Genomic DNA, 23,741 nt, shown 5'->3' on the forward strand with positions numbered 1-23,741 from the left:
CAATTAGTTAGTCGGTCTCGTACGTTTGGCTTCAGTCACGAAAAACGCTCGCCTGGTTTGGCTGCAAGTAACCAGCGATGGTATTGCCCAACGTTTTCGTCCGCCTCTTTCGGGGCCCACGGAGCGAAGAGCTTATCACGGCTCGCGCAGTAGGGGCCTCGTTTCACTTCAAAAAATACACTATTTGTTTGTAAAGCAATCACACTGTGCCATTGCCCGCTGGCCAGTTCCAAACTGAAATTTGAATGGCCGGCAGACAGCTCCAAGCGTTCACAGATAGTGCCATCATCATCAAAAATAAAAAAGCTGAAGGCGCCACGAATGACTGTAAAGAGTTCCCACTTATCGGGCTCCGAGTGATAATGCGGGCAGACATAACTGTCGGGTTGCATGGCAATCAGAAAGCGTTGTACCGGGTCGTGGTGTGACTGATGGAGGTTCAAGTGAGCACGTTTCCGCTCAGCCCGCCGTGATTGTGCCAACAGCGCTTCGACAACTTGATCGTTCAGCATCCGATACTTATTCATCACACTTGGCGCTCATTGTTGCCAACTGACAGGCCGATGATTTGGCTTAATTGCGTCATTGGCAAGCCGACTTGTTGCTGCCACGTGTTGAATGCTTGCTGAACATGCTTAAGTGCTGTTTGCGATGTTGCTGGCTTATCGATCACGCCTTGGGCGATGAGGTGCGCAGTGACATCTCGGCTCAACACGAAAGTGTCTTTACCCATGCGGCGAAGGACAAATGACGCACTGTTGCCACCCAGTCTTGAGCCGTGCTTTTTTAGGTATAACCATAGTCCGGTAATGTCTTCTACTGGCCATTGACTGACGAATTGAGCAAATGAGCCATGTGCTTTGGCTGTGTCTAGAATAAATTGGGCATTGAGTGGCACGGTTTTAATCTTCTGGCCATTGCGAACGATGCGGGTGTCGTTCATCAGTCGTTCAATATGACTATCGTCAAGTAGTACCAATTTGTTGGGATCGAATTGCCAAAATGCTTGCTCAAATCCCGGCCATTTTTGGTCAATAACTCGCCAAGCAAAACCAGACTGAAAAACAATCTTGGTCGTAATAGCCAAGCAACGATCATCAGGTTGCGCCAGCAAATCTTGCTCTGAGGCTGGTGCACTCACCATGCTGAACAGGTTTTGTTCGCCACCTTTGCGCTCGGCCGCTCGAGCCAAAGTTTGGGAAAAATGTTCCATTGAGTTGCGCATTTTGAGATTTGATTATGAAATTAGTATGCGAAACGGCGTTCGCCATGTCTAGTGGCTTGACCAGTAGCTAAAACTGCCGCTACGCTGTGGTTAATATTTTCTTGCCTCGCTGAACATCCTCACGCGATTGCAACCAGATGATGCATCGGCAAATTATTGGCGGTGGGTCAAACATGCAGAATTTTTATGCGAACAAAACCTAAATCGATTGTGACCATTGGCGGTGGTAGTGGGCAATACACATTGCTGTCTGGTCTTCGCGATCTACCTGGCATCAATTTAACCGCTATTGTTTCCATGGCGGATTCAGGTGGCAGTACCGGTATTTTACGGGGTGAGTTGGGCGCACTACCTGCCGGCGATGTGCTGAAGTGTATTTTGGCCATGTCGCCAATGCGAGATGTAGCCCACGAGCTGTTGTTGAAACGTTTTTCCAAGAGCGAACGTTTACGCAATCACAATGCCGGCAATATGCTGCTCACTATGCTCAGTGAATACGCCGGTTCTTTCCCCGAGGGCATTCAGGCATTAGCAGAGATCCTCAATGTCCGAGGAGCCATCTTACCAGTGACGACCGACAAGGTAACTCTTGTGGCAGAGCTGGCTAATGGTCAGCGAGTATTTGGTGAGGCAGCTATTGATGTGCCGCGGCATTTAGAGCGGGCAAATATTTCATCGGTATTTTTGGTCCCCCATCATGGCGAAGATGTCACCGTTCACTTGCCGGTTATTGATGCCATTATCAATGCCGATATTATTTTGCTCGGTCCCGGCGATTTATACACCAGTATTATTCCTAACCTATTGGTGGAAGGCTTAGCTGAAGCGTTGAATTTTGCCAAGGCCAAAAAGTATTTTGTCAGCAATATTATGACTAAGTTTGGTGAGACACAGGGGTACATGCTCGAAGGCTATGTGAATTCGGTAGAGCGCTATATGGGCTCTAAGTTAGATGGCATTCTCTACAACAACACTAGGCCAAGCGACGAGGCATTAAAGCGCTACGCAGCGCAGCATGCTGAATTTGTTGATGTTGCTAATATGGCCCTGCTACAGCAACGTTTAGACGTACGCAATGTGCCATTGCTGGATGAAACTGGCGGTGTGGTTCGCCACTCGGGGGCTGCATTAGCTGACGCCATTCAGCAACTGGTTGCCGAACTCGACACTAAAATGGCGGGCTGATGCCGCCATTCTGATTGACAGATTATGTCATTGTAACAAGCAGTTAACTTGTTCTCCTATAGAACTTCAAACTCCGCAGCCGTTAGGGGCTTGGCAGCCAGAGGTTCCTGACACTGCTCTGAGGGTGAACTCAGGCTTTCTTGCCCTTGTTCCCACTGAGTGGTAATTCGGTCCATCTGGTGCATCATTTGATCTAACAGCGCGTCCATTTCACGCTTGCTCATAACTCAAACCTATTCGCTGTGGTGGTCGGTAGCCACCGATAGGAATTGAGATTAGACCAGTCAGTCAATACAGCCGTGATCTGAGTACCAAACTGGTGCAGCACCTCGCTATTGATTGGTTGTTATTTGACCATTGTCACACATTGTGCACGGTGCTGGCGCTGTTAGTTGCTAATGAGTGCTTTAATTTCTTCAGCTGAATCAAGGATATGGGTCTTTAGTAGGGCGCATGCTTGAGCGACTTGCTGTTGTTGGCATAGTTCCAACAATTGTCGGTGTTCCAGCTCAGAGCGAGGCTTAGCGCCGGTCAATAACAGATTCATTCGAACATAGCGACCGGAGTTATGATTGAGTGTCCGGACTAAATCGAGTGCATGAGGGCGATTGGCTGCACGATAGAGGCTTAAATGAAAGTCCATGTTCATATCGCTCCATATGGCAATGGCATCTTCACGCTGCCAAGCGCGTTCCATGGTATCTAGGCTTTGTGCCGCTAGTTCAAAATCTTGCTCGGTCATTTGTGGTATCGAGCGGCTCAACAAATCACATTCAATTAGTGCCCGAAGTTCGAATAAATCATCGACCATGGCTTTTGACATGCAAGCCACGGTTGCGCCTTTGTGAGGTTCGAATTCGACTAAACCTTCCGCTTCAAGTTGCAAGAGTGCTTCACGTATTGGAATCCGGCTGACACCGACTTGAGCTGCTAAGGCTGCTTGGCGTAATGCGGAACCAGCTTTTAGCTCACCGGAGAGGATTCGCTCTCGAAGCATGGATACCACATATTCCGTTCGAGTTTTAGGTACGTTCATTTGCAAAGCCACTGGGGCTAATCCTTGCATTTTTTGTTCGTAGCTCCATTCGACGTTAAAAAAATGTGAAAGGCAAGTCCGAGCAGATTCATAGATGAATCAAATTAGGTCAAATTAGTGCATTTCGGGAGGTGGTGTTTTGTTTTAACTTAATGAATTTAATAGAAAAGGGTCGCTTGATTACGCTCTGGGTAAACCAAGCGACCTATTTGTTACAGGCTATTTAAAATACTAACGAACTGACACATTTCTGCCGGCTCGAACGTTACTGCTTTTGCGGCAACTTATGGGCGATTCCTGCATGACAGTTAATACAGGTATCCGATCCGTCCAATACTTTTTGGTGATTGACTCGGATTCGAGTGGGCGCAGCCGCTAAGTCCCAACGTGTTGGCTCGTGACAACTGCGGCATTCTCTGGAGTCATTTGCCTGCATTTCATCCCACACATGCTGGGCCAAGCGCAACCGCTCCTGCTCAAAATTGTCCATGTTAATGGTGCCAATAAGCTGATAGTAAATATCAGCAATGGCCTTAATTTTGGTTTCCATTTTGGGCATGAACTCTTTCGAGATATGGCAGTCAGCACAGTCGGCTTTCACACCATGCCGATTAGTGAAATGCGATGATGCTTCATATTCTTCGACGATGGTGTCCATGCCAACATGGCAGGAATAGCAGAAAGCATTGGTGCTACTTGCTTCCATGGTGACGTGGAAGGCCACCATGGCTGCAGCGCCGAGTAATGCGAAGACGAACCCCCCGATGGGGATCCCCAGCAACCATTTTGATTTGCTGGGGGTCCAGAACCGGCTTTTTTTGTCAGACATAAGCTGTCCTCAACCGGTTGCGTTATTTACTTTCGCTGGCGTAGCGAGCCTTGAACTCTTTCTGGGCTTTCAATCGCGCGGCCTTCACGGAGTCTGGCTCACTGCCGGAGAACCAAGCATGCTCAGGGCGGCTGAGAATTTCTTCCAATACCTTGTTGGCATCAGCGGCCGCTTCGGTCTTGCCTTCATGCTCAGCATGTTCAACGATTTCGCGGAACTACGGAACCATCTCGATGTAGAACCTTTCTGCAACTTCATACATGCCGTGCCACTGGACATAATCCGGCGCCATCATTGCAGCGCCGTGTCGAGCGCGACGGCCTTCGTGGTGCCATAAGTAGAACCAAGTCCATTCAATTTCTTCATCAAAGCCTGTTGGGGTAATGAGTTGGTGTTTTTTCAGTACATCCATTATTGCTTTACCTGGGCGGGCAAACTTGTCGTTGTACAAGTTAACCAAGGCGTCAAACTGCTGATAGAAGTTCTCAACCCACTGGCTTGTGTGACAGGCAACGCAGACGTTCTTCATATCATCGCGGCGTTCTTGCCAAGGTTTGACCTTTTTGCCCGAAGCAATGGCTTTGGCATCGACTTTCTCGGAGATGGCAGGGCGCAAGGTCCAGCTGATGCGGTCGCCAATATCATGGGTAATTGGCAGGTCACGGGTGGCACTCATATGGCAGGTGGCACAGGTAGGAGCTGCATTGTAATCTTCGCCAACGACCCACTTCGGTGATGATAGATTCATTTCATTGACATGGGCATAGAAGTTAATGCCATGTTTGGATTCTTCATATATTTCTTTTTGTGGGTGGTCCGGACCTAAGTAACATTTACCACAAGCTTCTGGCCGGCGCGCCTGAACGAGAGAAAATTCATGGCGTTGGTGACAAGCACTACAAGCGCCGATGGAACCATCGGGGTTAATTCGGCCGATACCAGTATTGGGCCAAGTTGCTGGATCTAGATCGCCATTATCGAGCACTTTGATTTCTGAGCCGTGACACTGCCAGCAACCAGAAACGGCAGCAGGTGATTCGCCATTAAAGACCAGCGCACCTTCGACCACCTCGGCTAAGAAGTTATCAAGCGAACCAATAATTTGACCGGCTTTGGCGTGGTGACTTTTGGTAAACTCAGCCACTTCCTGCTGGTGGCAACCGGAGCAATCTTTTGGCGAGACAATGACTGAGATGCTGTAGCCTTCGTGTTTGATGGCGTCTTTGTCGCTCGGTGCTGCTTGGTGACATTCGTAACAACCAACATTGGCACCGTAGTGTTTTGACTTACCCCACTGCTGATATAAACCTAGGTTGATGTCTTTATGGCAGCCAACACATTGTTGGCTTTCTTCTGACAGCGAACTAAAGGTTTTGAGACTTTGGGCTTTGGGGGCTGCGGCGTATAGGGACATTGAAAACAGTAGGCAGAGTAAAGCACTGCCTAGTTGAATCAAGCGAGTCATGGTCTGGCTTCCTTGTGTTTTTATTTCCCCTCAAAGAAAGAGGGTATTTTTTAACCACAATAGTAGCGTGGATTTAAAAAATACACGGCGAGATCAAATAATTACATTCTTGATGTAATTATTTGCTCACTTTTTGACAACTGTTTGTTAACAATAAAGATATTGCTACTGCCGGTGGTTGGCAGTAGCAGTTTCATAACGCGTTTAGTCAATCCACTGATGCAGTTCAGGGGATTTTTTATCGATATTGTGAGTTGAGCGGATTTGGCGAATAGTGCGAGATTTACCACGGATCAGTAAGGTTTCGGTTTCGGCTAAGTTGCCTTTGCGAGCGACGCCATCAAGCAGATCGCCTTTGGTGATGCCGGTGGCGGAGAAAATCACCTGATCAGAGCGTGCCATGTCATTGAGGGTCAGTACCTGGTTCGGCGCGACTCCCATACTCTGGCACCGTTCTGCCTCCCAGCCAGCAAGAATACGATGTTCTTCGGTATCACCTTTGGCTTCGGTACGAAGCATTAAACGGCCTTGCATATCGCCATCCATTGCGCGGATCACCGCGGCAGATACCACGCCTTCTGGTGCCCCGCCAATGGTATACATGACATCGACTTCGCTCATCGGCATACAAGTTAGAATTGACAGTGCGACGTCGCCATCAGGGGCGGCAAATACACGAACGCCGAGAGCGTGTAACTCGGCAATAATTGGGTCATGACGCGGTTTGGCTAAAGTCGCGACTGTTAACTCAGACAGCGGTTTGTCGAGCGCTTCGGCAATGGCTTTGATGTTGTCAATCAGCGGTCTATTTAAATCGATGGCACCTTTGGCGCCGGGTCCGACCGCCAGTTTTTCCATATACATATCGGGCGCTTTGAGAAAGCTGCCTTTTTCACCAACGGCTAATACCGCGAGGGCATTGCTTTGACCCATAGCAGTCATCCGGGTGCCTTCGATAGGATCGACGGCAATATCAACGGCATCGCCCCCTTGGCCAACGTGTTCACCGATGTAGAGCATTGGTGCTTCATCGATTTCACCTTCACCAATGACGATCTCGCCGTCAATGTCGATTTGATTCATTACAATGCGCATGGCATTGACGGCAGCTTCGTCCGCTTTGTTTTTGTCTCCACGTCCCAGCCACTTGTAGCCGGCAAGGGCGGCGGCTTCGGTGACTCGGGAAAATTCGATGGCGAGTTCTCGTTTCATAATAGTTTTGCAGTGTGAGCGTTGAGTTTAGAAACCATAGTATGCCTGAGCTTGTGTCAACAAATACTAGAGCAGATCAGGAACATTGCGGAAAATAGATGAAAACAGCATGTAACCGGGGTTTGCCGATGTTTGATAAGGGCATGTATGCTATTGCTCCTTTTCGAGCAATCCAGAGCCAAACATGAAATCCAATTTCGCCAGCAAGTTCCTGCAACACTCCGCCATTACTGAACTAATGGATGATCTTAATGCGGGCGTCCAAGGTGAAGCGATGTTGATGCTTGGTGGTGGCAATCCAGCGCAAATCCCGCAGGTGGCCGAAGAACTTGAACAGCATCTGCAGCAAACCTTAAGCGATGGCTCGCTGGTACAGTCGTTGATGAACTATGATGGCCCGCAGGGCAAAGACAGTTTCAGAATCGCGCTGGCGGAGTTGCTCAGTTCTGAATTTGGTTGGGCCATTGGGGCAGAGCATATTGCACTGACCAATGGCTCGCAGAGTGCCTTCTTCTATTTGATGAACTTGTTCGCTGGTACCAGTGAGACCGGTGAGAAGAAAAAGGTTCTGTTGCCCGTTTGCCCCGAATACATAGGCTACAGCGACTTAGGGTTGGAAGATGAGCTGTTTGTGACGGTTAAGCCGACTATCGAACTGCTGCCTGAGCGTGAGTTTAAATATCACCCTGATTTTGACAGTTTGCTGCTGGATGACTCCATCGGCGTGGTTTGCTTGTCACGGCCAACTAACCCATCGGGTAATGTCATTACCGATGCAGAGCTGCAAAAACTCGATCAAATGTGTTGTCAAGCTGACGTGCCGCTATTACTCGATAACGCATACGGCGCACCATTTCCAAACATCCTATTTGAAGATGTCACCCCCATCTGGAATGACAACATTGTATTGTGCCTGAGCTTGTCCAAGCTTGGTTTACCAGGAGCTCGCTGTGGCATTGTGGTTGCTCGGCCTGAAATTATTCGAGCCATTAGTAATCTCAACGGTATCATGGGGTTAGCGCCAGGTAGTGTGGGCCCGATTGTGGCCCAACACTGGGCCCAATCTGGTCACTTGCTAGCGCTGAGTGAGGAGGTGGTGAAGCCGTATTATCAACAGCGGGCGCAACGCGTCGCCAATTGGCTCAAAGAAGCGATTCCCGATTCGAGATTTCGGGTTCACAAACCTGAAGGCGCTATTTTCTTGTGGTTGTGGTTTGATGAATTGCCGGTGACCAGTCGTGAACTCTACCAGTTGCTCAAAGAGCAAGGCCTCATACTCGTTGCCGGAGAGCATTTCTTCCCTGGCTTGGATGAACCATGGCCCCATCGTTATCAATGTATTCGATTGTCATATGCAGGGCCTGAAGTTGATGTAAAACAGGGGATCACCATTCTCGCTAGCACGGTGAGTAAGCTCTATCAGCAAGCGGATGAGTCATAAGTGACTGCATAATTATGCGATTTTTTTGCAGAAAGATGCGCTGAATCAGTATTTTTGCGGCGCCAACCTCTTTATAATCGCCTTCTTTTTCGTCGATTAACTGTCATTCCGGGCGACCATGAGTCGCGGAGCTAAGCCATTATGACTAAACCAGAAGTGAAACCCGCTAACCCTAATTTTTCCTCAGGTCCCTGTGCCAAACGACCAGGCTATGATGCCGGTCAGTTGGACTTGAGCACTCTGGGGCGTTCGCATCGCTCGGCTGTAGGCAAAGCAGCCTTGCAGCAAGCGATTGAGCAAACCAAGAAAGTATTGCAGTTACCAGACGATTACCGCGTTGGTATTGTTCCTGCTTCGGACACTGGAGCAATGGAAATGGTGATGTGGTCGATGCTGGGTGAACGTCCAGTTGACGTATTTGCATGGGAGTCTTTTGGTAAAGAATGGCTAACAGATGTTACTAAGCAGCTAAAAATCGAATCCAATACCTACACCGCTGATTATGGCCAACTGCCGGACATGTCGCAAGCCAACCCTGCGAACGATGTCATCTTTACTTGGAACGGCACCACTTCGGGTGTTTGTGTGCCGAATGCCGACTTCATTAGCGATGAGCGCGAAGGTTTGACTATTTGCGATGCTACATCTGCAGTGTTCGCCATGGAAATGCCATGGGAAAAACTCGATGTAATTACCTTTAGCTGGCAGAAAGTCCTGGGCGGTGAAGGCGCCCACGGTGTGTTGATTCTGAGCCCGAAAGCCGTGGCTCGCTTGGAGAGCTACACGCCATCATGGCCATTGCCGAAGATTTTCCGTTTGGCCAAAGGTGGCAAACTGATCGAAGGAATCTTCCAAGGCGCCACTATTAACACTCCGTCGATGCTATGCGTGGCTGACGCCATTGACGCCATGACTTGGGTTGAGTCAATTGGTGGTGCCGCAGGCTCGATCGCTAAATCGCAGCAGAATTTGGCAGTCATTGAACAATTCGTTGCTGATAATGCTTGGATTGATTTTCTTGCCGAAAGTAAAGAAACCCGCTCAAACACTTCGGTTTGTTTGAAGCTTGATGCTACCGCTGAGCAAGTGAAAGCTCTGATCAAATTGTTGGCTGATGAAGGCGTTGCCTTTGACATTGGCGCATATCGTGATGCACCGGCAGGTCTGCGAATTTGGTGTGGTGCCACTGTGGAAGCATCGGATCTGGAAGCCATGCTGCCATGGTTGGCTTGGGGCTATCAGCAAGTGACTGCTGCTTAATTAACTGAAAGGAATCAAATCATGCGTTCGATTCGAACCTATAACGCGATTAGCCAGAAAGGTTTAGTGCTGTTTCCTGAAGCACAGTACAAAGTAGATAGTGTGGTTGGTGAGCCCGATGCCATTATGTTGCGCTCGCACAACCTTCATCAAGAAACCTTTACTGATAGTGTCAAAGCCATTGCCCGTTGTGGCGCTGGCGTCAATAACATTCCGGTTGAGGAATGCACCAAGCAAGGCATAGTGGTGTTTAACACGCCAGGTGCAAACGCCAATGCGGTAAAAGAACTGGTGTTGGGTGGTATGTTGTTGGCGTCGCGTAACCTGCTTGATGCGGCAAGCTTTTCGCAACTATTAGACACCAACTTGGAATCCGGCGAATTCAACAAGAAAGTTGAGGGCGGTAAAAAGAAATTTGTTGGTTCCGAATTAGCTGGCAAAACCCTCGGAGTTATTGGTCTTGGTGCCATCGGTGCCAACATCGCTCACGCTGCGCTTGCGTTGGGGATGAAAGTGGTTGGTTATGATCCTGTGCTGTCGGTGGAAGCTGCATGGCGCTTGTCATCTGATGTTGAGCGAGCGGATAACCTGCCGTCTTTGTTGGCGCGTTGTGACTACGTGACTTTGCACGTGCCTGCCAATGAACATACCAAGAACATGTTGAATGCCGAGAATTTAGAGCAAGCAAAACGCGGCTTGGTACTGCTCAACTTTGCTCGTGGTTCAGTGGTAGAAGAAGCTGCAGTACTGGCTGAATTGGAAAGCGATCGGATCGCCAAGTATGTCTGTGACTTCCCATCGCCAGCGCTGATGGACCGTGATGATGTGATTTTGCTGCCGCACTTAGGGGCTAGCACCGGCGAAGCGGAAGATAACTGTGCCGAAATGGCTGCCCGTCAGCTGATGGATTTCCTTGAAAACGGCAATATTCAAAATTCGGTCAATTTCCCGAATTTGCGTTTAGAGCGCAGTGAAGGCTATCGCATCACCTTCGCCAACGACAATGTCCCTGCCGTATTGAGTGGCGTATTGGCATTGTTATCAGAGATGAACATCAACGTCATTGATATGCTGAACAAGAGTCGAGGTGAAGTGGCCTACACCATTTTGGACGTCGCCGATCAGCCTACCGACGAGCTGCTAGCAGCGATTGAAGCGTTCGAACACGTTTCTCACGTTAATACCTTCTAGGTTGTATTGAACGAGTGAAAAAGAGGAGCCTTGGCTCCTCTTTTTTATGATTAGCAGAAACGAGTTAATCAAATTTAAACTGCTGACCGCCGCCGCCATGGCAAGCGTATTGCTGAATGTTGGCGCCGTTCTCGGCTGAAGGGCCGGCCACATCGACGCATTTGTTGCTATGACTGGCTTTTAGACTAAAAAAACCATTGCCCTGATCTTGCAGCCAGAACTTCTGCTTGGCTGAGTAATCACAGGTCGCTTGATTGATGTTGGCACCATTGCTGGTTGAACCGCCGCTTACGGTCATACAACGATTGCTATGGTTCGACTTCAGTGCATGACTGCCATCTGGTTGGCTAAGCAATGTCCATTGTTGCTGTTGACCACTCCAGCAACTCCACTGCTGGACATTGGCGCCATTGCTGGTGCCGGCAGCATCGAGACATTTATTGGAGTAGCTGTTGCGCAGCCGGGTTGACGCTGGTGGTGTTGATGGTGTGCCACCGCCGTTATCGGAGCTGGTGTAGAACTTAAAATTACCTGTCACTTGCAGCATGGCTAGCATATAGAGCGAGCCATTGTAGTAGCGCCAGTCGCCGGTTGGTTGTGGCATCGTCCAGAAGTCATTGAAAAACTCATCTGCCATACTTGGTACGGTCGAGGCTAGCAACGCAACTGCGTTAGCCGCGCGTTGGCCTTCACCAGCGCAACCCTCATTTTGGTCGGCACCATAGGCATAAACCTGTTTGTAGCAACCATCGCCGTTGTTTGCCTTGTCCCAACTGAAAAAACCTAGCGCGCTATTTATTGCATTACTATGCCAGCTTTCTGCTCCCATCAAGTGAGCATCCATGGCTACGTTCATCACGACCCGCCAGGCATCTCGCTCGTACCAATCGCCCGGCGTTGGTTGTCCGGAAAAAATATTGCCGATCACCGGACTGCCATCAAGGCGTGCCAGGTAGGTTGGTAAATCCCAATGAGGACTGCCAGAAACTTTGTCAAAGTGATTTTGCAAGAAAGTACGGCTAGTGCTCGCCACATTACTCCAATAGCTTTTCTCGCTTGGACTGGTCAGGCGGTCAGCAAAATAATCATAAAAGGCCGGAATGTGGTAGGACGGATCGGTGAGGTTATCGATGTACGGTGTGAAGCGGATAATGCTGTTTTCCATCAGTTTGTTTTTGATGGTTTGGAGCATCTCCTGAGCATCTTGATAGTAGTTAAACTCGCCATTGCTACCCCATCTGGCATCTGCATTAAGTAGTGCAAAGGCAAAGTATTCCTCGCCATCTGGCGCTGAGCCCTCATCAAACTTATAAACCTTACCGCTAGCATCAAATTTTAACTGCCAAGCGTAAACTCCTTGCTTAGCTGGATCTGAATGATCATCAGGGTTTTTCATGTAGTTTTTGGCAAATCGCCAGAGGTTATCAAAGGCTTGTTGATCATCCATCATTACAGCAATGGTCATGCCCCAAGATTGGCCTTCTGAGCGGATATCATCGCCGATGATTGGGTTAATTGCGCGGATGTAATGGGCCTTGTAACTACCGTTCTCTGAATAGGCGTAGTAGAGCTGCTGTTGACCATTGGTGCCAAACATTTTGTTGTAGCCGTTGGTCAGCTTTGAGCCTCCATTGGTTTTACCCATCTCGGCAGCGAGATCTCGATATTGGCCTGTTTCATAGGCACCCTGTGTGGGCGGGGTGGCGTTGAATGCGGCTTGAGCACTGCACGCTGCGGCCACTAAGCCAACAGTTAGCGCTTTTGCTAAAGACTGCTTGTTTCTGATTTTTATCATTTTGTTTATCTCTTTATGGATTTGATTACGCCTCTACACGTTCCCCCCTGAGCGGCGTTATACCGCCCGACTTCTTCATAACGCTCGAGACGCTTTTTATTATGGTCAAAATGACTTTATGTCAAAGTGGCTGGATCTCAGTTGTTAAATTTTTGTGTCTTTTGAGATTGATAGCGCTTTCATTTTTTATCTGAATGACTATTGAAATATGCGTGATCGTTTGCTCGTCGGTGCAGTGATTTTGATGCGGTTCACAGAGTCCATGAGTTGACCAGTTTTGATAATAGAAAAATGAAAATTCGTTATATCTGAGCTTAGGTGGTACCCCTAGTCTCGATGGGCGTGTTGATGGCTTATTAATCAGTAATGCTTGCTGTAACAAAGGGAACTAGGACATGAAATTTCTTCTTTCAATAGCAGTAACTTGTTTGGCGCTGGTAGCAAACCCTGTGCTGGCTAAAGTAAAAATTGGCATGGCGATTGACGATTTAAGATTGGAGCGATGGCAAAAAGACCGCGACTACTTTGTTGCCAAAGCTGAATCTCTGGGCGCCAAAGTTTATGTTCAGTCGGCCAATGGCAATGAGACGACCCAAATCGCGCAAATTGAAAACATGATTGCTCGGGGAGTCGATGTGCTCGTTATCATCCCTTACAACGGCGAAGTGCTTGGTAATGTTGTACGTGAAGCAAAGCGCGATGGCATTAAGGTACTTTCCTACGATCGCCTGATTAAGAACGCAGACATCGATTTATACGTTTCTTTCGATAATGAAAAAGTGGGTGAAATCCAAGCAACAGCCCTAACTCAGCTGCGCGATAACGGCAACTTCTTCATGATGGGCGGCTCGCCTGTCGACAATAACGCCCACTTATTTCGCAAAGGCCAGATGAATGTCATTCAGCCTTTGGTTGATGCCGGTAAAGTGAAGATTGTCGGTGATCAGTGGGTCGATTCCTGGCTGGCAGAAAACGCGCTGAAAATCATGGAAAATGCGCTCACTGCTAATGACAATCAAATTGACGTGGTTGTCGCCTCAAATGACTCCACTGCTGGTGGCGCAATCCAAGCGCTACAAGCCCAAGGTTTGGCAGGCAAGGTACTGATTTCCGGACAAGATGCAGACTTAGCTGCAGTTCGCAGAGTGGTAGCGGGTACCCAAACGATGACGGTATACAAGCCGATCAGCAAGTTAGCAGAGACTTCTGCAGAGCTGGCGGTGGCGCTCGCCAAAGGAGACAGCGTTAGTACCAACGCTGAACTAGACAATGGCGTGAAACAGGTGCCTTCGTTTTTGCTTGAGCCTATTGCTGTCGATAAAAGTAACCTCGATGCCACTGTGATTGCTGATGGTTACCACAGTAAAGAAGCGGTTTATCAGAAGTAATATCTAATCCTGATGTCCAGCGGTGATCATCACCGCTGTTTTGGAGTCCACTATGGCGAGTGCCATTCTCGAAATGCGTGACATCATTAAAGAGTTTAGTGGTGTCCGCGCTTTGAACGGAGTCGACCTTTGCTTGCGCGAAGGCGAAGTGATGTCCCTTTGTGGCGAAAACGGCTCCGGTAAATCGACCTTAATGAAGGTGTTATCAGGGATTTATCCCACAGGCGAATATCAGGGCGAAATCCGCCTTGATGGGCAGCCTTACCAAGTCAAGAACATCAAGCAAGCTGAGCATCTCGGCATCGCTATTATTCACCAAGAGCTAGCTCTGGTGAAAGAACTCACCATTCTTGAAAATCTGTTCTTAGGCGACGAGATTAGTCAGTTTGGCGTGCTCAATCACGCCGCTATGTATAAGCAGGCTAAAGAAATGCTGGCTCGGGTCGGCCTGACCATGTCTCCCGATACGCCCATTATTGAACTGGGAGTTGGCCAGCAGCAGTTGGTGGAGATCGCCAAAGCACTTGGCAAGAACGCCCGTATTTTGATTCTCGATGAACCGACCTCGTCTTTGACAGAGCGTGAAACCGAAGTCCTACTGAATATCGTTAAGCAACTGCGTGAGGAGAAAGTTGCCTGCGTTTATATCTCGCACAAGCTCAACGAAGTATTAGAAATATCAGATTCAGTCTGTGTCATTCGCGACGGTGATCATATCGGCACGCGCCCAGCTAAAGATATGACTCAGGACGACATCATTACCATGATGGTCGGTCGTGAACTCACCGAACTGTTTCCGCGAGAAGACCACGACATTGGCGAAGTAGTGCTGTCGGTTAGCAATGCAAATGCATGGCATGCCAGTAATCGTCATATCAAGTTAGTGAATGATGTCTCATTCAATATTCGAGCAGGTGAGATCTTAGGGATTTCAGGCTTGGTGGGAGCAGGCCGAACGGAGCTAATGCAGTGTATCTATGGCAGTTATCCAGCCAAGCACCAAGTCGATGTAGCGCTTAACGGCGAGCACTTTCAAGCGAGCTCGCCTGCCGATGCGTTGGCACACGGCATAGCCATGGTGCCAGAAGACCGTAAACGTCACGGCATAGTGCCGATCATGTCTGTTGGCTCAAATATTACCTTGGCGGGACTCTCTGAATTTGGCAATTGGTTTGGTCATCTCAATGAAGCCAAAGAGCACGCTGAAATCGATAAAGCCATTGCCAAGCTGACAGTGAAAACTGCATCGCCCGACCTTCCGATTAAATCACTCAGTGGTGGTAATCAGCAAAAAGCAATTTTGGCCAAATGCCTGCTGCTGAATCCGAAAGTGCTGATTTTGGATGAACCGACTCGCGGCATTGATGTCGGCGCCAAATATGAGATCTACAAGCTCATGTTTGAGCTAGTAAAACAAGGCGTTGCCATCATTATGGTGTCCTCCGAGCTACCTGAAGTCTTAGGGATCAGTGACCGAGTCTTAGTGATGCATGAAGGCAAGCTCAAAGGCAATTTAGCGAATGATGGCCTTACTCAAGAGCAAGTCATGGACTGCGCGCTTTCCGAATAAAGGTGTAATAAATGGAAAACAATCAATCGCTGATGGCGCGCGTCAAGTCCATCAATTTACAAACGCTGGTGATGGTTGGCGCTATTATCGTCATTGCTATCTTCTTTAGTATTGCTACCGAAGGGGATTACCTAACTACCCGTAACGTATCGAACTTACTTCGCCAGACCGCTATCACCGGCATTTTGGCTATTGGTATGGTGTTCGTGATTGTCTCGGCGGAAATTGATCTGTCGGTCGGCTCGATGATGGGCTTGCTCGGTGGCGTTGCTGCCATTCTCGATGTTTGGTACGGCTGGCCATTGCCACTGACAATCATCGTGACCTTAATTGCTGGTTTATTACTGGGCGCTTGGAACGGCTGGTGGGTGGCTTACCGTAAGGTGCCATCGTTCATCGTGACACTCGCTGGTATGTTGGCGTTTCGCGGCATCTTGATCGGTATGACGGGCGGTACCACAGTTGCGCCTACCTCGGAAGAAATGGGCATTATCGGCCAAAGCTATTTGCCAAATAGCTTGAGTTGGCTCATTGGCGCAGGTTGCATGGCGTTGTTTGTTGGTTGGTCGATTCGGGGCAGAAAGCAGCGTCAAGCTCACGAGCTCGATGTCAAGCCGATGTCACATACCCTAGGGGCGCTTGTTGTCGCAGCGCTTGGTTTACTCATTTTGCTGTATGTTTTGAATGATTACCGAGGCGTACCGACTCCTGTTTTGATTCTGGCATCACTGATGGTGGTGCTGGGCTTTATTGCCAAGAAGACCTCGTTTGGTCGCCGCGTTTACGCTGTAGGTGGCAACCTTGAAGCCAGCCGTTTGTCAGGGCTAAATGTTGAGCGCATCAAGCTATCGGTATTTGCTTTGAATGGTTTGATGGTCGCTGTAGCGGCATTGATTCTGAGCTCTCGCTTAAGCGCAGGGTCGCCATCGGCAGGTACCATTGCTGAGCTCGATGCCATCGCCGCTTGTGTGATCGGTGGCACTAGCTTAGCCGGTGGTGTAGGCACTGTCTTTGGCGCCGTATTAGGGGCTTTGATTATGACCAGCCTTGATAATGGCATGAGCATGATGGATGTACCGACCTATTGGCAATACATCGTTAAGGGATCAATTTTGTTGTTGGCAGTGTGGATGGATGTCGCCAGTAAAGCCAAGCGTTAGCGCTTGGCGGCTATCCTATCGGGCTTGCTCGTTTTAACCGAACTGGCTCAGGTGACGCGGACAGCAAGCCCGGTTCAGCCAGGTAGAAGCCTTGTAGGTAGTCGACCCCGAGATCTTCGACCATTTCGCAAACCGTTTCGTTGTGAACAAATTCGGCAACTGTTTCAATTTTCATATCGGTAAATAATTTCACCATATTGGAAACAATGAGACGTTGCCGCTCATTGCGATCAATATGGCGAATAAGGCTGCCATCAAATTTAATCACATCCGGTGAGAGCGCCAGAATTTCATCAATATTTGAATAGCCCGAGCCAAAGTCATCAATGATTAGCCGGGCGCCGTGGCGACGTATCGCCGAACATATATTTTTCAGATGCAGGTAGTCTTCAATTTCCTCAGTTTCAACGATTTCAATGCCGAGCAAGTGTGGCGTTTTTAGTCGCGAAATGCGGTTCAACAACAACTGCATGGTATGGTCATTTTGCAAGTCTTGTGGCGCTAAGTTAATCGAATAACGTTTGTCACCTCCGTCCATCAAGGTCAGTGCTTGCTCGATAATATGCCGACTTAAGCGACTGTATACGTGAGTGTCTTGAATCGGCACCAAAAATTCGCTGGGCAATATGAATTGGTCATGCTGGTGAATGCGCACTAAGCACTCGGTTGATACTTGCTGACGATCGCCGGCTGAAAATATCGGATGACCAAACAAGAATACTCGCTGTTCCGCCAGTGCCGTGTTGACCTGATACAGGGCATTAATATGATGCTGAACTTGGCTGGTTGAGCCTGATAATTCATTGGCAGAACAGACCAAACTATTTTTCTGTCGAGCTCGACGTCGAGCTTCATGAGCTTTTAGGACTAGCTCATTGGTTTTGCAGTTATCGTTTGCTAAGTCAGAATAGTCGGCGATCCCGGCCGTCAATACCACATTGAGATAAGCGCCGTTGAGGTGGCCTGTTAAGTCAATGGGTTGAGCTTCTAGTTCTTCAATGAACTGCTCAATGGTGTGACCCAGAATCGGTGTCATATCGCCACTAACGCGCTGTAGCGTCAATACCCACTCACTCGGGCCGGTGTAATACACATGGCAGTTGGCTTCCAGTTCACAAGCCCACAGCTGAATTTTTTTAGCGACATAACGAAGCGCAACGTCACCAATATGATGACCATAGAATTCATTAATTGCCGCCAGATTGTTAAGTCGAACGGCCACCGCATGGGTAATGTGGACGCTATTACTGCACGCCTCCTGCAGTGCCATGTAGTTTGGCAAGCCCGTTAACGAATCTGTTTTTAAGGATTGAACCAATTGCTGGTTTTTGTGGGCCACCTCTGTTTCTAAGTCTTCCGTCATCACTTCCAAATCAGCTAGCGAGCGCCGAATAACATGAAACAAGTGAGATAGTGAATTATGAGCATCATGAGGCATTACCCCCGGGGGCTGTGATGTCGGGCTCTCTGATAGCGCCAGATAAGTCAGCGTGTGGTGTAACGACTGTGGCTGTTTTACCCCCGAGAACTCGCCGTAACAGTAAAAACCAGCTGTTTGCGCAAGTTCAGCAAAAGGTTCCAGTTCGTTGGCGCCGGGTTGATGAACAAGATTGGCACGTGAGCAACAGTTGTAGATGAAGATCGATTCGGGCTGAAATTCTTCAAGCTGGGCCAGGCTATCTTGTTTGTGCTGTGCGGTTAGAGATGGATGACTATAGACAAACCAGACTTCCTCGCCTTCGGTGAGGCCGTGATCGAACTCAATGCTGCCATCTTGGTGGATGCGCGTTGGTGTCAGTACCGTGTACTCTCGCTGATCGCCGGTCATCAATGGGAAGTCAGCAATCGCCTCCAGCGACACTTTTTGGCCGTTGTTCAAGTATCGGCAGTATTGGTCGTAGGCGGTTCTGCCACCTATTTTATAAACCCGATTACCTGCCGAAAACCCGACTTGATGAGCTCGACCAATTGGGAACCAGTCAGACAAGCCGCAGTTGACAGCACTTAAGCTCAGAGAGCTCAAACTGATAGCAATTGCTGCTCGGTGGTGGATCTCGTCATTCAGCAATAACCATGATCCTGAAGGTATTGGCACAGCTTGGCCGCCAGCGATCACTATTTCATGCTCGAGGGTCTGCATCCCTTGCCAGAATAGTTCGCTATTAAACGAGAAATTATCAACCAGAATCAACAACACTTGGGTGTCGTCATTCACGATATCAGCAGCGATTTGTTGGCCGGCCTCATACAGGTCATCGGTCATCGGTTGCCAACTCGCAGCAAGGCGAGTGTTTTCAAACCAACTGATGATCACCGTGATACTGTGGATCTCTGCATCGGCATTGACGACGCCTTGCTGACTACTAGCCCCGGTGATTAGAGCAGTAGGAAGTTGCTGCTGGATTTGTTTCGCATACTGCTCAACATTACTGGTGTATTCATAGGCATATAGCTGCACCAAGACCGCAGAAGGATCTGCCGGCGCTTGCGCAGAGGCGACTTGTAACCATTGCTTGAGGTGCTCAATGGATTCTATATGACTCGATTGGGTATACACGATTGCTCGATCCCTAACACATCAACAGATTCTCAGTTGCGGATCATAAGCCGAGGATAAAAAATTGTGCAGTTGTGTGATCACTCTTTTGCCCGATTGTTATCAGGAAAACGCGCTAATCAATATCGCCATCACACTCTTGTGGTTTTGATATCGTTTTCGGTCTGAATTGCTATGGATCAACGTTTTGACCGGATGGAGCCTCTAGCTTCTCAGTATGCTGTTGCAATTATTAAGGAATAGGCCGATGTGGCGCCATAGTCGGCTGTTGTTTGCTCTTTGTAGTTTGTTTGTCGTCAATTTGTCGATTGGCTCAGCTTGGGCCAAAGAACCACCGATGTTAATGCCGACGGCAAAACAGTGGCATCAACATATCGAACACAATTTAGTTCGTTATTGGATGCAGCCTACCGCTTTCGGTGAACCAGAAGGCAATTTTCCAACTTATCGCTGTTTTGATGGCTCTTTGCCAGATCCCAAAGCCTTGTGTGAAGCGCTTGACCAGCCTTGGATCAAACCTTTGCTCGGACGCCAGTACACGCGGATGATCTCTAGGCAGGTCTACACCTATGGCGTGATTTATCACCTCACAGGCAATGAGCGCGCGTTGGCTTTAGCCAAATCAGGAATTGATTATTTGTTGGCGTATCACTACGACAGGACCAATGGCGGCTTTGTCAGTTATTTGGAACACGGTAAGCCGGGATTGAATTGGCGCCAAAGACCTTCTCAAGATCAATCGTACGCCCTGGTTGGGCTTGCTTTTTATTATTATCTGACTCGTGATTCCGAAGTTGAAAAAGTGTTGATCGACACTCAAAATTTCATCTTCGATAAGTATCGCAATGAGACCAACAATGAGCTCTATTGGGTGCTTGAGGACAGTGATGATAACAAAGCCAAGCAGCAAGAGTTAGTGGCACAGCTTGACCAAATAAATGCCTATATGTTGATGGCTGGGCCGTTGTTGCCGAAACAGCATGAGTTGAAATGGAAAACGGATCTGGCTTGGTTGACCGAGGTACTTGTCAACAATTACCACAGTACCGAACAAATGCGCTTCTATGGCGGTATCCATCATGCTGCGGCGAAAGCTAGTTTTGGTCGCCATAATGATTACGGCCACACGGTCAAAGCCTATTGGATGCTCTATTTGGCGGCCGATTACCTCGGTCGAGAGGATTGGATTGCACTGGCGACTGATGGTATCGAGTTGACCTTAGAGCGAGCTCTAAACTTTACTCCGATTCGGGCTCTTGCCGATACTGAAGCCAGACAACAATTGATCAGCCACTTTGGCGCAGATGGCGATACTTACTTTTGGCGTGGTGATGAGAATTCGATGTACGCTGCATGGTGGCAGTGGGCAGAGCTCGATCAAGCGGCCATGCTCTAGCTTTGGCCGATCGGTCGTTGCTGAAATATCTCAACCACACGGTTAATAACTTTGTTCAATTCAGGATGGATCCGCGCTATGGCGAAGATCGGTTCGGCAAGCAGCATCATTGGAAGAATGGATTCCATTCATTAGAGCACGCGCTGATTAGTTACATCGGCTTACAGCAACTCAGAGGTCAGCCGATCATCTTGTATTTTGCTTTACCTCAAAATAGTCCAGCGGACGTTAATCCCTACTACTTCAAAGCGGCTCAGGTGACGAGTGAGGCGGTCACTAATTCGACGTCGCAGCAGCAAAAACAACGATACCAGTTCTCCGGTGTGACTGCGCGTTGATGGTTGTCATCAAATAAAAAAGCACCTGATTGTAGGTGCTTTTTTGATTCTACTTTCGAGCTTCTGGGAAGCTGTTAATCCCAATCTGGATCGGAAGCTTCTTGGTAATCGAGGTAGTCGAAGTCAGCGTGTAAGTTTTGACCCGTAATATCGCAGGCAAATAAACCGACAAAGGTACCAGTAAAGCGAAACACATCCGGGCCACCTTCATCGGACATTGGTGTGCTATTGAGTTTCGGTCCGATCAAATACCATTGCTCGCCATCTAATGAGTAACTGAATTGATACCACTGTTTGTCGAGATTGACCTTCAAGTAAACTCGGCCATTGGATTCAATTTCTACCGCAGGTAATTCATCATAAGCATCGTCCTGATATTGGACAATTTGGAGGATGGTGTTGCCATCGTCATTAACAGTTTGCTTTAAAAAGTAGTGGCCTGTTCGTGAGTAATAAACCACTAATCCTGCCATTTGCATATAGCTTTGAGGGGCAAACTCCATTGCTGTTTCAGCACTAGCGTAAAAGCTTTGCCAACGACGCGCCACTAAGCTTTGTTGATAACGAGAGTATAGGTAGTGGCGCCCACGTAGTCGCAAAAAGCCCGGCCGTTCAGTTAAGCTCGCCCAACTCGGGTCCACTGGCTCGCGCAGAGTCTGTAGGTTGATGGATAACTCGGCACTATCAAAGTCATCTCGTTGTGGAGCCTTTGGCCAAGGGCAAGGTGGTAAATCGGGTGCGACAACTTCAACGAATGGGGTATTTCCGCCATCTTCCAAGTATGGCCAACCCTCATGCCAGCGTACTTTTTGTATGCATGATTCGCGACCAAGAATACTGCGACCGTTGCCCCATTTCGGGATGAACTGATAGCCCTCAGGATTTTTGATTTGTCGACCAGCAAGGTGGGTCATGTACCACTCGTCATTTTGAGTCGCAAAAAAGAAACCATGGCCTGCTCGTTGTAATCGCGCTTCCTCTTTAAAACGAGAAGTCAGCATTGGATTGTGCGGGTGGAGTTCGTATGGGCCCCAGATGTTTCTCGAGCGACAAACGGTGACTGCGTGGTAGTTTTCGGTGCCACCCTCGGCGGTAATTAGGTAGTAATAACCGTCTTTTTTGAGGATCTGAGGTCCTTCTGTGCAACCTAATTCGGTGCCTTTAAAAATAGTCTCAACGGGGCCAATTAACTGGCCCTCTGCTGGATCAAATTGCTGCATGATGATACCGCCAAAATAGTTGGTGCCTTTGCGGCCATCCCACACCATATTGACCATATACTTTTTGCCGTCGTCGTCATGAAACATTGATGGGTCAAAACCATAGTTTCCGATCGACACCGGCTCGCTCCATGGGCCTTCGATATTTTCTGCGGTCACCACATAGCAAGGAGTCGCCATCCAGCTGCCGCCCCGGCAACTGTGGGTATTGCTGAAACAGAGCCAAAACTTGCCATCGGCATAAGACAAAGTCGGCGCATAGACGCCCTCCGAGTTGTCCATGCCAATCATGTTCAAATGCGTCAAAGTACTCAGCGGGTGGGTGAGTAAGCGCCAGTTGACCAGATCTTTGGAATGGTGGATTTGAATACCAGGAAACCATTCGAAGGTAGAAGTGGCAATGTAATAGTCATCGCCAACGCGGCAAATGGATGGGTCGGGGTTAAAGCCACGAATGACAGGGTTTTTGATCAGCGTCATAAGAACTCCTTATTTTTATGATTATAAGGCTATTGCTTTATCTTGGCGATATATGTATCAAAGTGGTATGTTTATATAAATAAATTGTTGTTAAGGTGCCCTGGATGTGACGAATGTCAGCTTTGAGAACATTCATTTACCAGCCGCGACTCATTATGGGTTGCGTCATTACCAGTTACGGCCTGATCAGTGTTTCAGCATCGATGATCATTTTCATTTAATGTATGAGCTGATGTGGTTCCGAGATATTTCAGCCTCGGTCACCATTCAAGAACGCAGTTATTCTTTGCGAGCAAACAGTTTGCTTTTTGTGCCGTCTTTGATGGTGCATCGAATGAAGACTGAAGCCAAGCGTCAGGACTTTTTTTTGCTGCAATATGAAGCAGGATTGTATGCCGACCTCGATCTCCTGCCTCAGCAACAACCCATGTTGTTGCCTCTGATCACCGAGCTTGAGGAGCGTGATGCAGAGCGAATGAATCATCTAACTGGTTGGTTGGAGCAAGTTGAAGAGGGCCCACAGCAGTTGTTGCTCAAACAAAGCTTGATGCGGACCTTATTGTTGTTTGTGGCGCAATTGCAACACCAACAACGCCATTTGCAATCGAGTGAGTTTAGTGGCCACCGCGCTCAATCGGGAATGAACAAAGTATTCCCTTTATTGCAACGGTTGGAGTCGGATCCGAAATTGCAAATAAGCTTGGATGATGCGGCTTCATATTGCGGTATGTCGCGCTATCATTTTTCACGAACATTCAAGACGCTGCTCGGTCAGAATTTTAAAGACTACTTACTCAAACGGAAGATCAGTGCCGCCGTTGGCCTGCTGATTAATACAGAGCTTACGATTGCCGAGATCGCTTATCAGTGTGAGTTTACTGATAGCGCTTATTTCTGCGCCAAATTCAAACAGCAAATGGGGCAGACGCCACGGCAATTTCGCAATGGCGTGCTGCAAGCGAATGAGTTCGCTACCTCTGAGTGATGTTGCTA

At 48.5% G+C, this 23,741-nt stretch carries 20 protein-coding genes; 10 read left to right on the top strand and 10 right to left on the bottom strand.

Annotation, left to right across the window (positions count from 1 at the left end; genetic code table 11):
• Positions 1–35 precede the first annotated feature (35 nt).
• Both CBE68_RS02035 and CBE68_RS02040 read right to left on the bottom strand, forming a co-directional pair.
• Positions 36–527 (bottom strand): WbuC family cupin fold metalloprotein, encoded by a 492-nt coding sequence (locus tag CBE68_RS02035; protein ID WP_087504416.1) that lies wholly within the window; start codon positions 525–527, stop codon positions 36–38.
• Entirely contained in the window at positions 527–1,213 is a 687-nt protein-coding gene (locus tag CBE68_RS02040; RefSeq protein WP_087504643.1) for a DNA-3-methyladenine glycosylase I, read from the bottom strand. Before CBE68_RS02040 ends, CBE68_RS02035 begins: the two co-directional genes overlap by 1 nt.
• 198 nt (positions 1,214–1,411) lie before the next feature.
• Here CBE68_RS02040 and CBE68_RS02045 point away from each other — a divergent pair, with 198 nt between their 5' ends.
• Positions 1,412–2,410, top strand: a complete 999-nt coding sequence (locus CBE68_RS02045) for a gluconeogenesis factor YvcK family protein (protein ID WP_087504417.1) — start codon at positions 1,412–1,414, stop codon at positions 2,408–2,410.
• Between the two features lie 56 nt (positions 2,411–2,466).
• Here CBE68_RS02045 and CBE68_RS18680 read toward each other — a convergent pair whose 3' ends face one another.
• From CBE68_RS18680 to glpX, 5 genes are all read right to left on the bottom strand, one after another.
• Positions 2,467–2,634 (bottom strand): hypothetical protein, encoded by a 168-nt coding sequence (locus tag CBE68_RS18680; protein WP_158100468.1) that lies wholly within the window; start codon positions 2,632–2,634, stop codon positions 2,467–2,469.
• A gap of 164 nt (positions 2,635–2,798) precedes the next feature.
• Entirely contained in the window at positions 2,799–3,476 is a 678-nt protein-coding gene (locus CBE68_RS02050; RefSeq protein ID WP_087504418.1) for a GntR family transcriptional regulator, read from the bottom strand.
• A gap of 235 nt (positions 3,477–3,711) precedes the next feature.
• Positions 3,712–4,275, bottom strand: coding sequence for a NapC/NirT family cytochrome c (locus CBE68_RS02055; RefSeq protein WP_087504419.1), 564 nt, complete (start codon positions 4,273–4,275; stop codon positions 3,712–3,714).
• Between the two features lie 217 nt (positions 4,276–4,492).
• Entirely contained in the window at positions 4,493–5,740 is a 1,248-nt protein-coding gene (locus CBE68_RS02060) for a multiheme c-type cytochrome (protein WP_229744618.1), read from the bottom strand.
• 204 nt (positions 5,741–5,944) lie between these two features.
• On the bottom strand, positions 5,945–6,952 hold the full coding sequence (glpX, locus tag CBE68_RS02065) for a class II fructose-bisphosphatase (protein ID WP_087504420.1): 1,008 nt from the start codon (positions 6,950–6,952) through the stop codon (positions 5,945–5,947).
• Positions 6,953–7,136: 184 nt separating this feature from the next.
• Here glpX and CBE68_RS02070 point away from each other — a divergent pair, with 184 nt between their 5' ends.
• The 3 genes from CBE68_RS02070 (at position 7,137) to CBE68_RS02080 (ending at position 10,844) form a co-directional block, all read left to right on the top strand.
• Entirely contained in the window at positions 7,137–8,393 is a 1,257-nt protein-coding gene (locus CBE68_RS02070; protein ID WP_087504421.1) for a valine--pyruvate transaminase, read from the top strand.
• A gap of 141 nt (positions 8,394–8,534) precedes the next feature.
• Entirely contained in the window at positions 8,535–9,653 is a 1,119-nt protein-coding gene (locus tag CBE68_RS02075; protein ID WP_087504422.1) for a phosphoserine transaminase, read from the top strand.
• A gap of 21 nt (positions 9,654–9,674) precedes the next feature.
• On the top strand, positions 9,675–10,844 hold the full coding sequence (locus tag CBE68_RS02080; protein ID WP_087504423.1) for a 3-phosphoglycerate dehydrogenase family protein: 1,170 nt from the start codon (positions 9,675–9,677) through the stop codon (positions 10,842–10,844).
• A gap of 64 nt (positions 10,845–10,908) precedes the next feature.
• Here CBE68_RS02080 and CBE68_RS02085 read toward each other — a convergent pair whose 3' ends face one another.
• Positions 10,909–12,639 (bottom strand): glycosyl hydrolase family 8, encoded by a 1,731-nt coding sequence (locus CBE68_RS02085; RefSeq protein ID WP_087504424.1) that lies wholly within the window; start codon positions 12,637–12,639, stop codon positions 10,909–10,911.
• 395 nt (positions 12,640–13,034) lie between these two features.
• Between CBE68_RS02085 and xylF the strand changes: the two genes are divergently transcribed.
• From xylF to CBE68_RS02100, 3 genes are read left to right on the top strand one after another with little or no spacing between them, the layout of a single operon-like run.
• Positions 13,035–14,027, top strand: coding sequence for a D-xylose ABC transporter substrate-binding protein (gene xylF, locus CBE68_RS02090; protein WP_087504425.1), 993 nt, complete (start codon positions 13,035–13,037; stop codon positions 14,025–14,027).
• 52 nt (positions 14,028–14,079) lie between these two features.
• Complete coding sequence (locus CBE68_RS02095; RefSeq protein ID WP_087504644.1) at positions 14,080–15,597, top strand: xylose ABC transporter ATP-binding protein; 1,518 nt, start codon at positions 14,080–14,082, stop codon at positions 15,595–15,597.
• An 11-nt stretch (positions 15,598–15,608) separates the two neighbouring features.
• Entirely contained in the window at positions 15,609–16,757 is a 1,149-nt protein-coding gene (locus tag CBE68_RS02100) for a sugar ABC transporter permease (RefSeq protein ID WP_143824459.1), read from the top strand.
• Between the two features lie 10 nt (positions 16,758–16,767).
• Here the strand turns inward: CBE68_RS02100 and CBE68_RS02105 are convergent, their stop codons facing one another.
• Positions 16,768–19,314 carry a bifunctional diguanylate cyclase/phosphodiesterase gene (locus CBE68_RS02105; RefSeq protein ID WP_087504426.1) on the bottom strand — a complete coding sequence of 849 codons (2,547 nt, stop codon included), beginning with the start codon at positions 19,312–19,314 and terminating at the stop codon, positions 16,768–16,770.
• Positions 19,315–19,561: 247 nt separating this feature from the next.
• Between CBE68_RS02105 and CBE68_RS02110 the strand changes: the two genes are divergently transcribed.
• Complete coding sequence (locus CBE68_RS02110) at positions 19,562–20,710, top strand: AGE family epimerase/isomerase (protein ID WP_087504427.1); 1,149 nt, start codon at positions 19,562–19,564, stop codon at positions 20,708–20,710.
• Between the two features lie 65 nt (positions 20,711–20,775).
• Entirely contained in the window at positions 20,776–21,048 is a 273-nt protein-coding gene (locus CBE68_RS02115; RefSeq protein ID WP_087504428.1) for a hypothetical protein, read from the top strand.
• Positions 21,049–21,122: 74 nt separating this feature from the next.
• On the opposite strand, the gene CBE68_RS02120 is transcribed toward CBE68_RS02115, so the two are convergent.
• Positions 21,123–22,748 (bottom strand): glycoside hydrolase family 43 protein, encoded by a 1,626-nt coding sequence (locus CBE68_RS02120; RefSeq protein ID WP_087504429.1) that lies wholly within the window; start codon positions 22,746–22,748, stop codon positions 21,123–21,125.
• Between the two features lie 106 nt (positions 22,749–22,854).
• Here CBE68_RS02120 and CBE68_RS02125 point away from each other — a divergent pair, with 106 nt between their 5' ends.
• On the top strand, positions 22,855–23,733 hold the full coding sequence (locus CBE68_RS02125) for a helix-turn-helix transcriptional regulator (protein WP_087504430.1): 879 nt from the start codon (positions 22,855–22,857) through the stop codon (positions 23,731–23,733).
• Positions 23,734–23,741 lie beyond the last annotated feature (8 nt).

This window comes from Neiella marina, from assembly GCF_002165625.1.
Lineage (GTDB): Bacteria > Pseudomonadota > Gammaproteobacteria > Enterobacterales > Neiellaceae > Neiella > Neiella marina.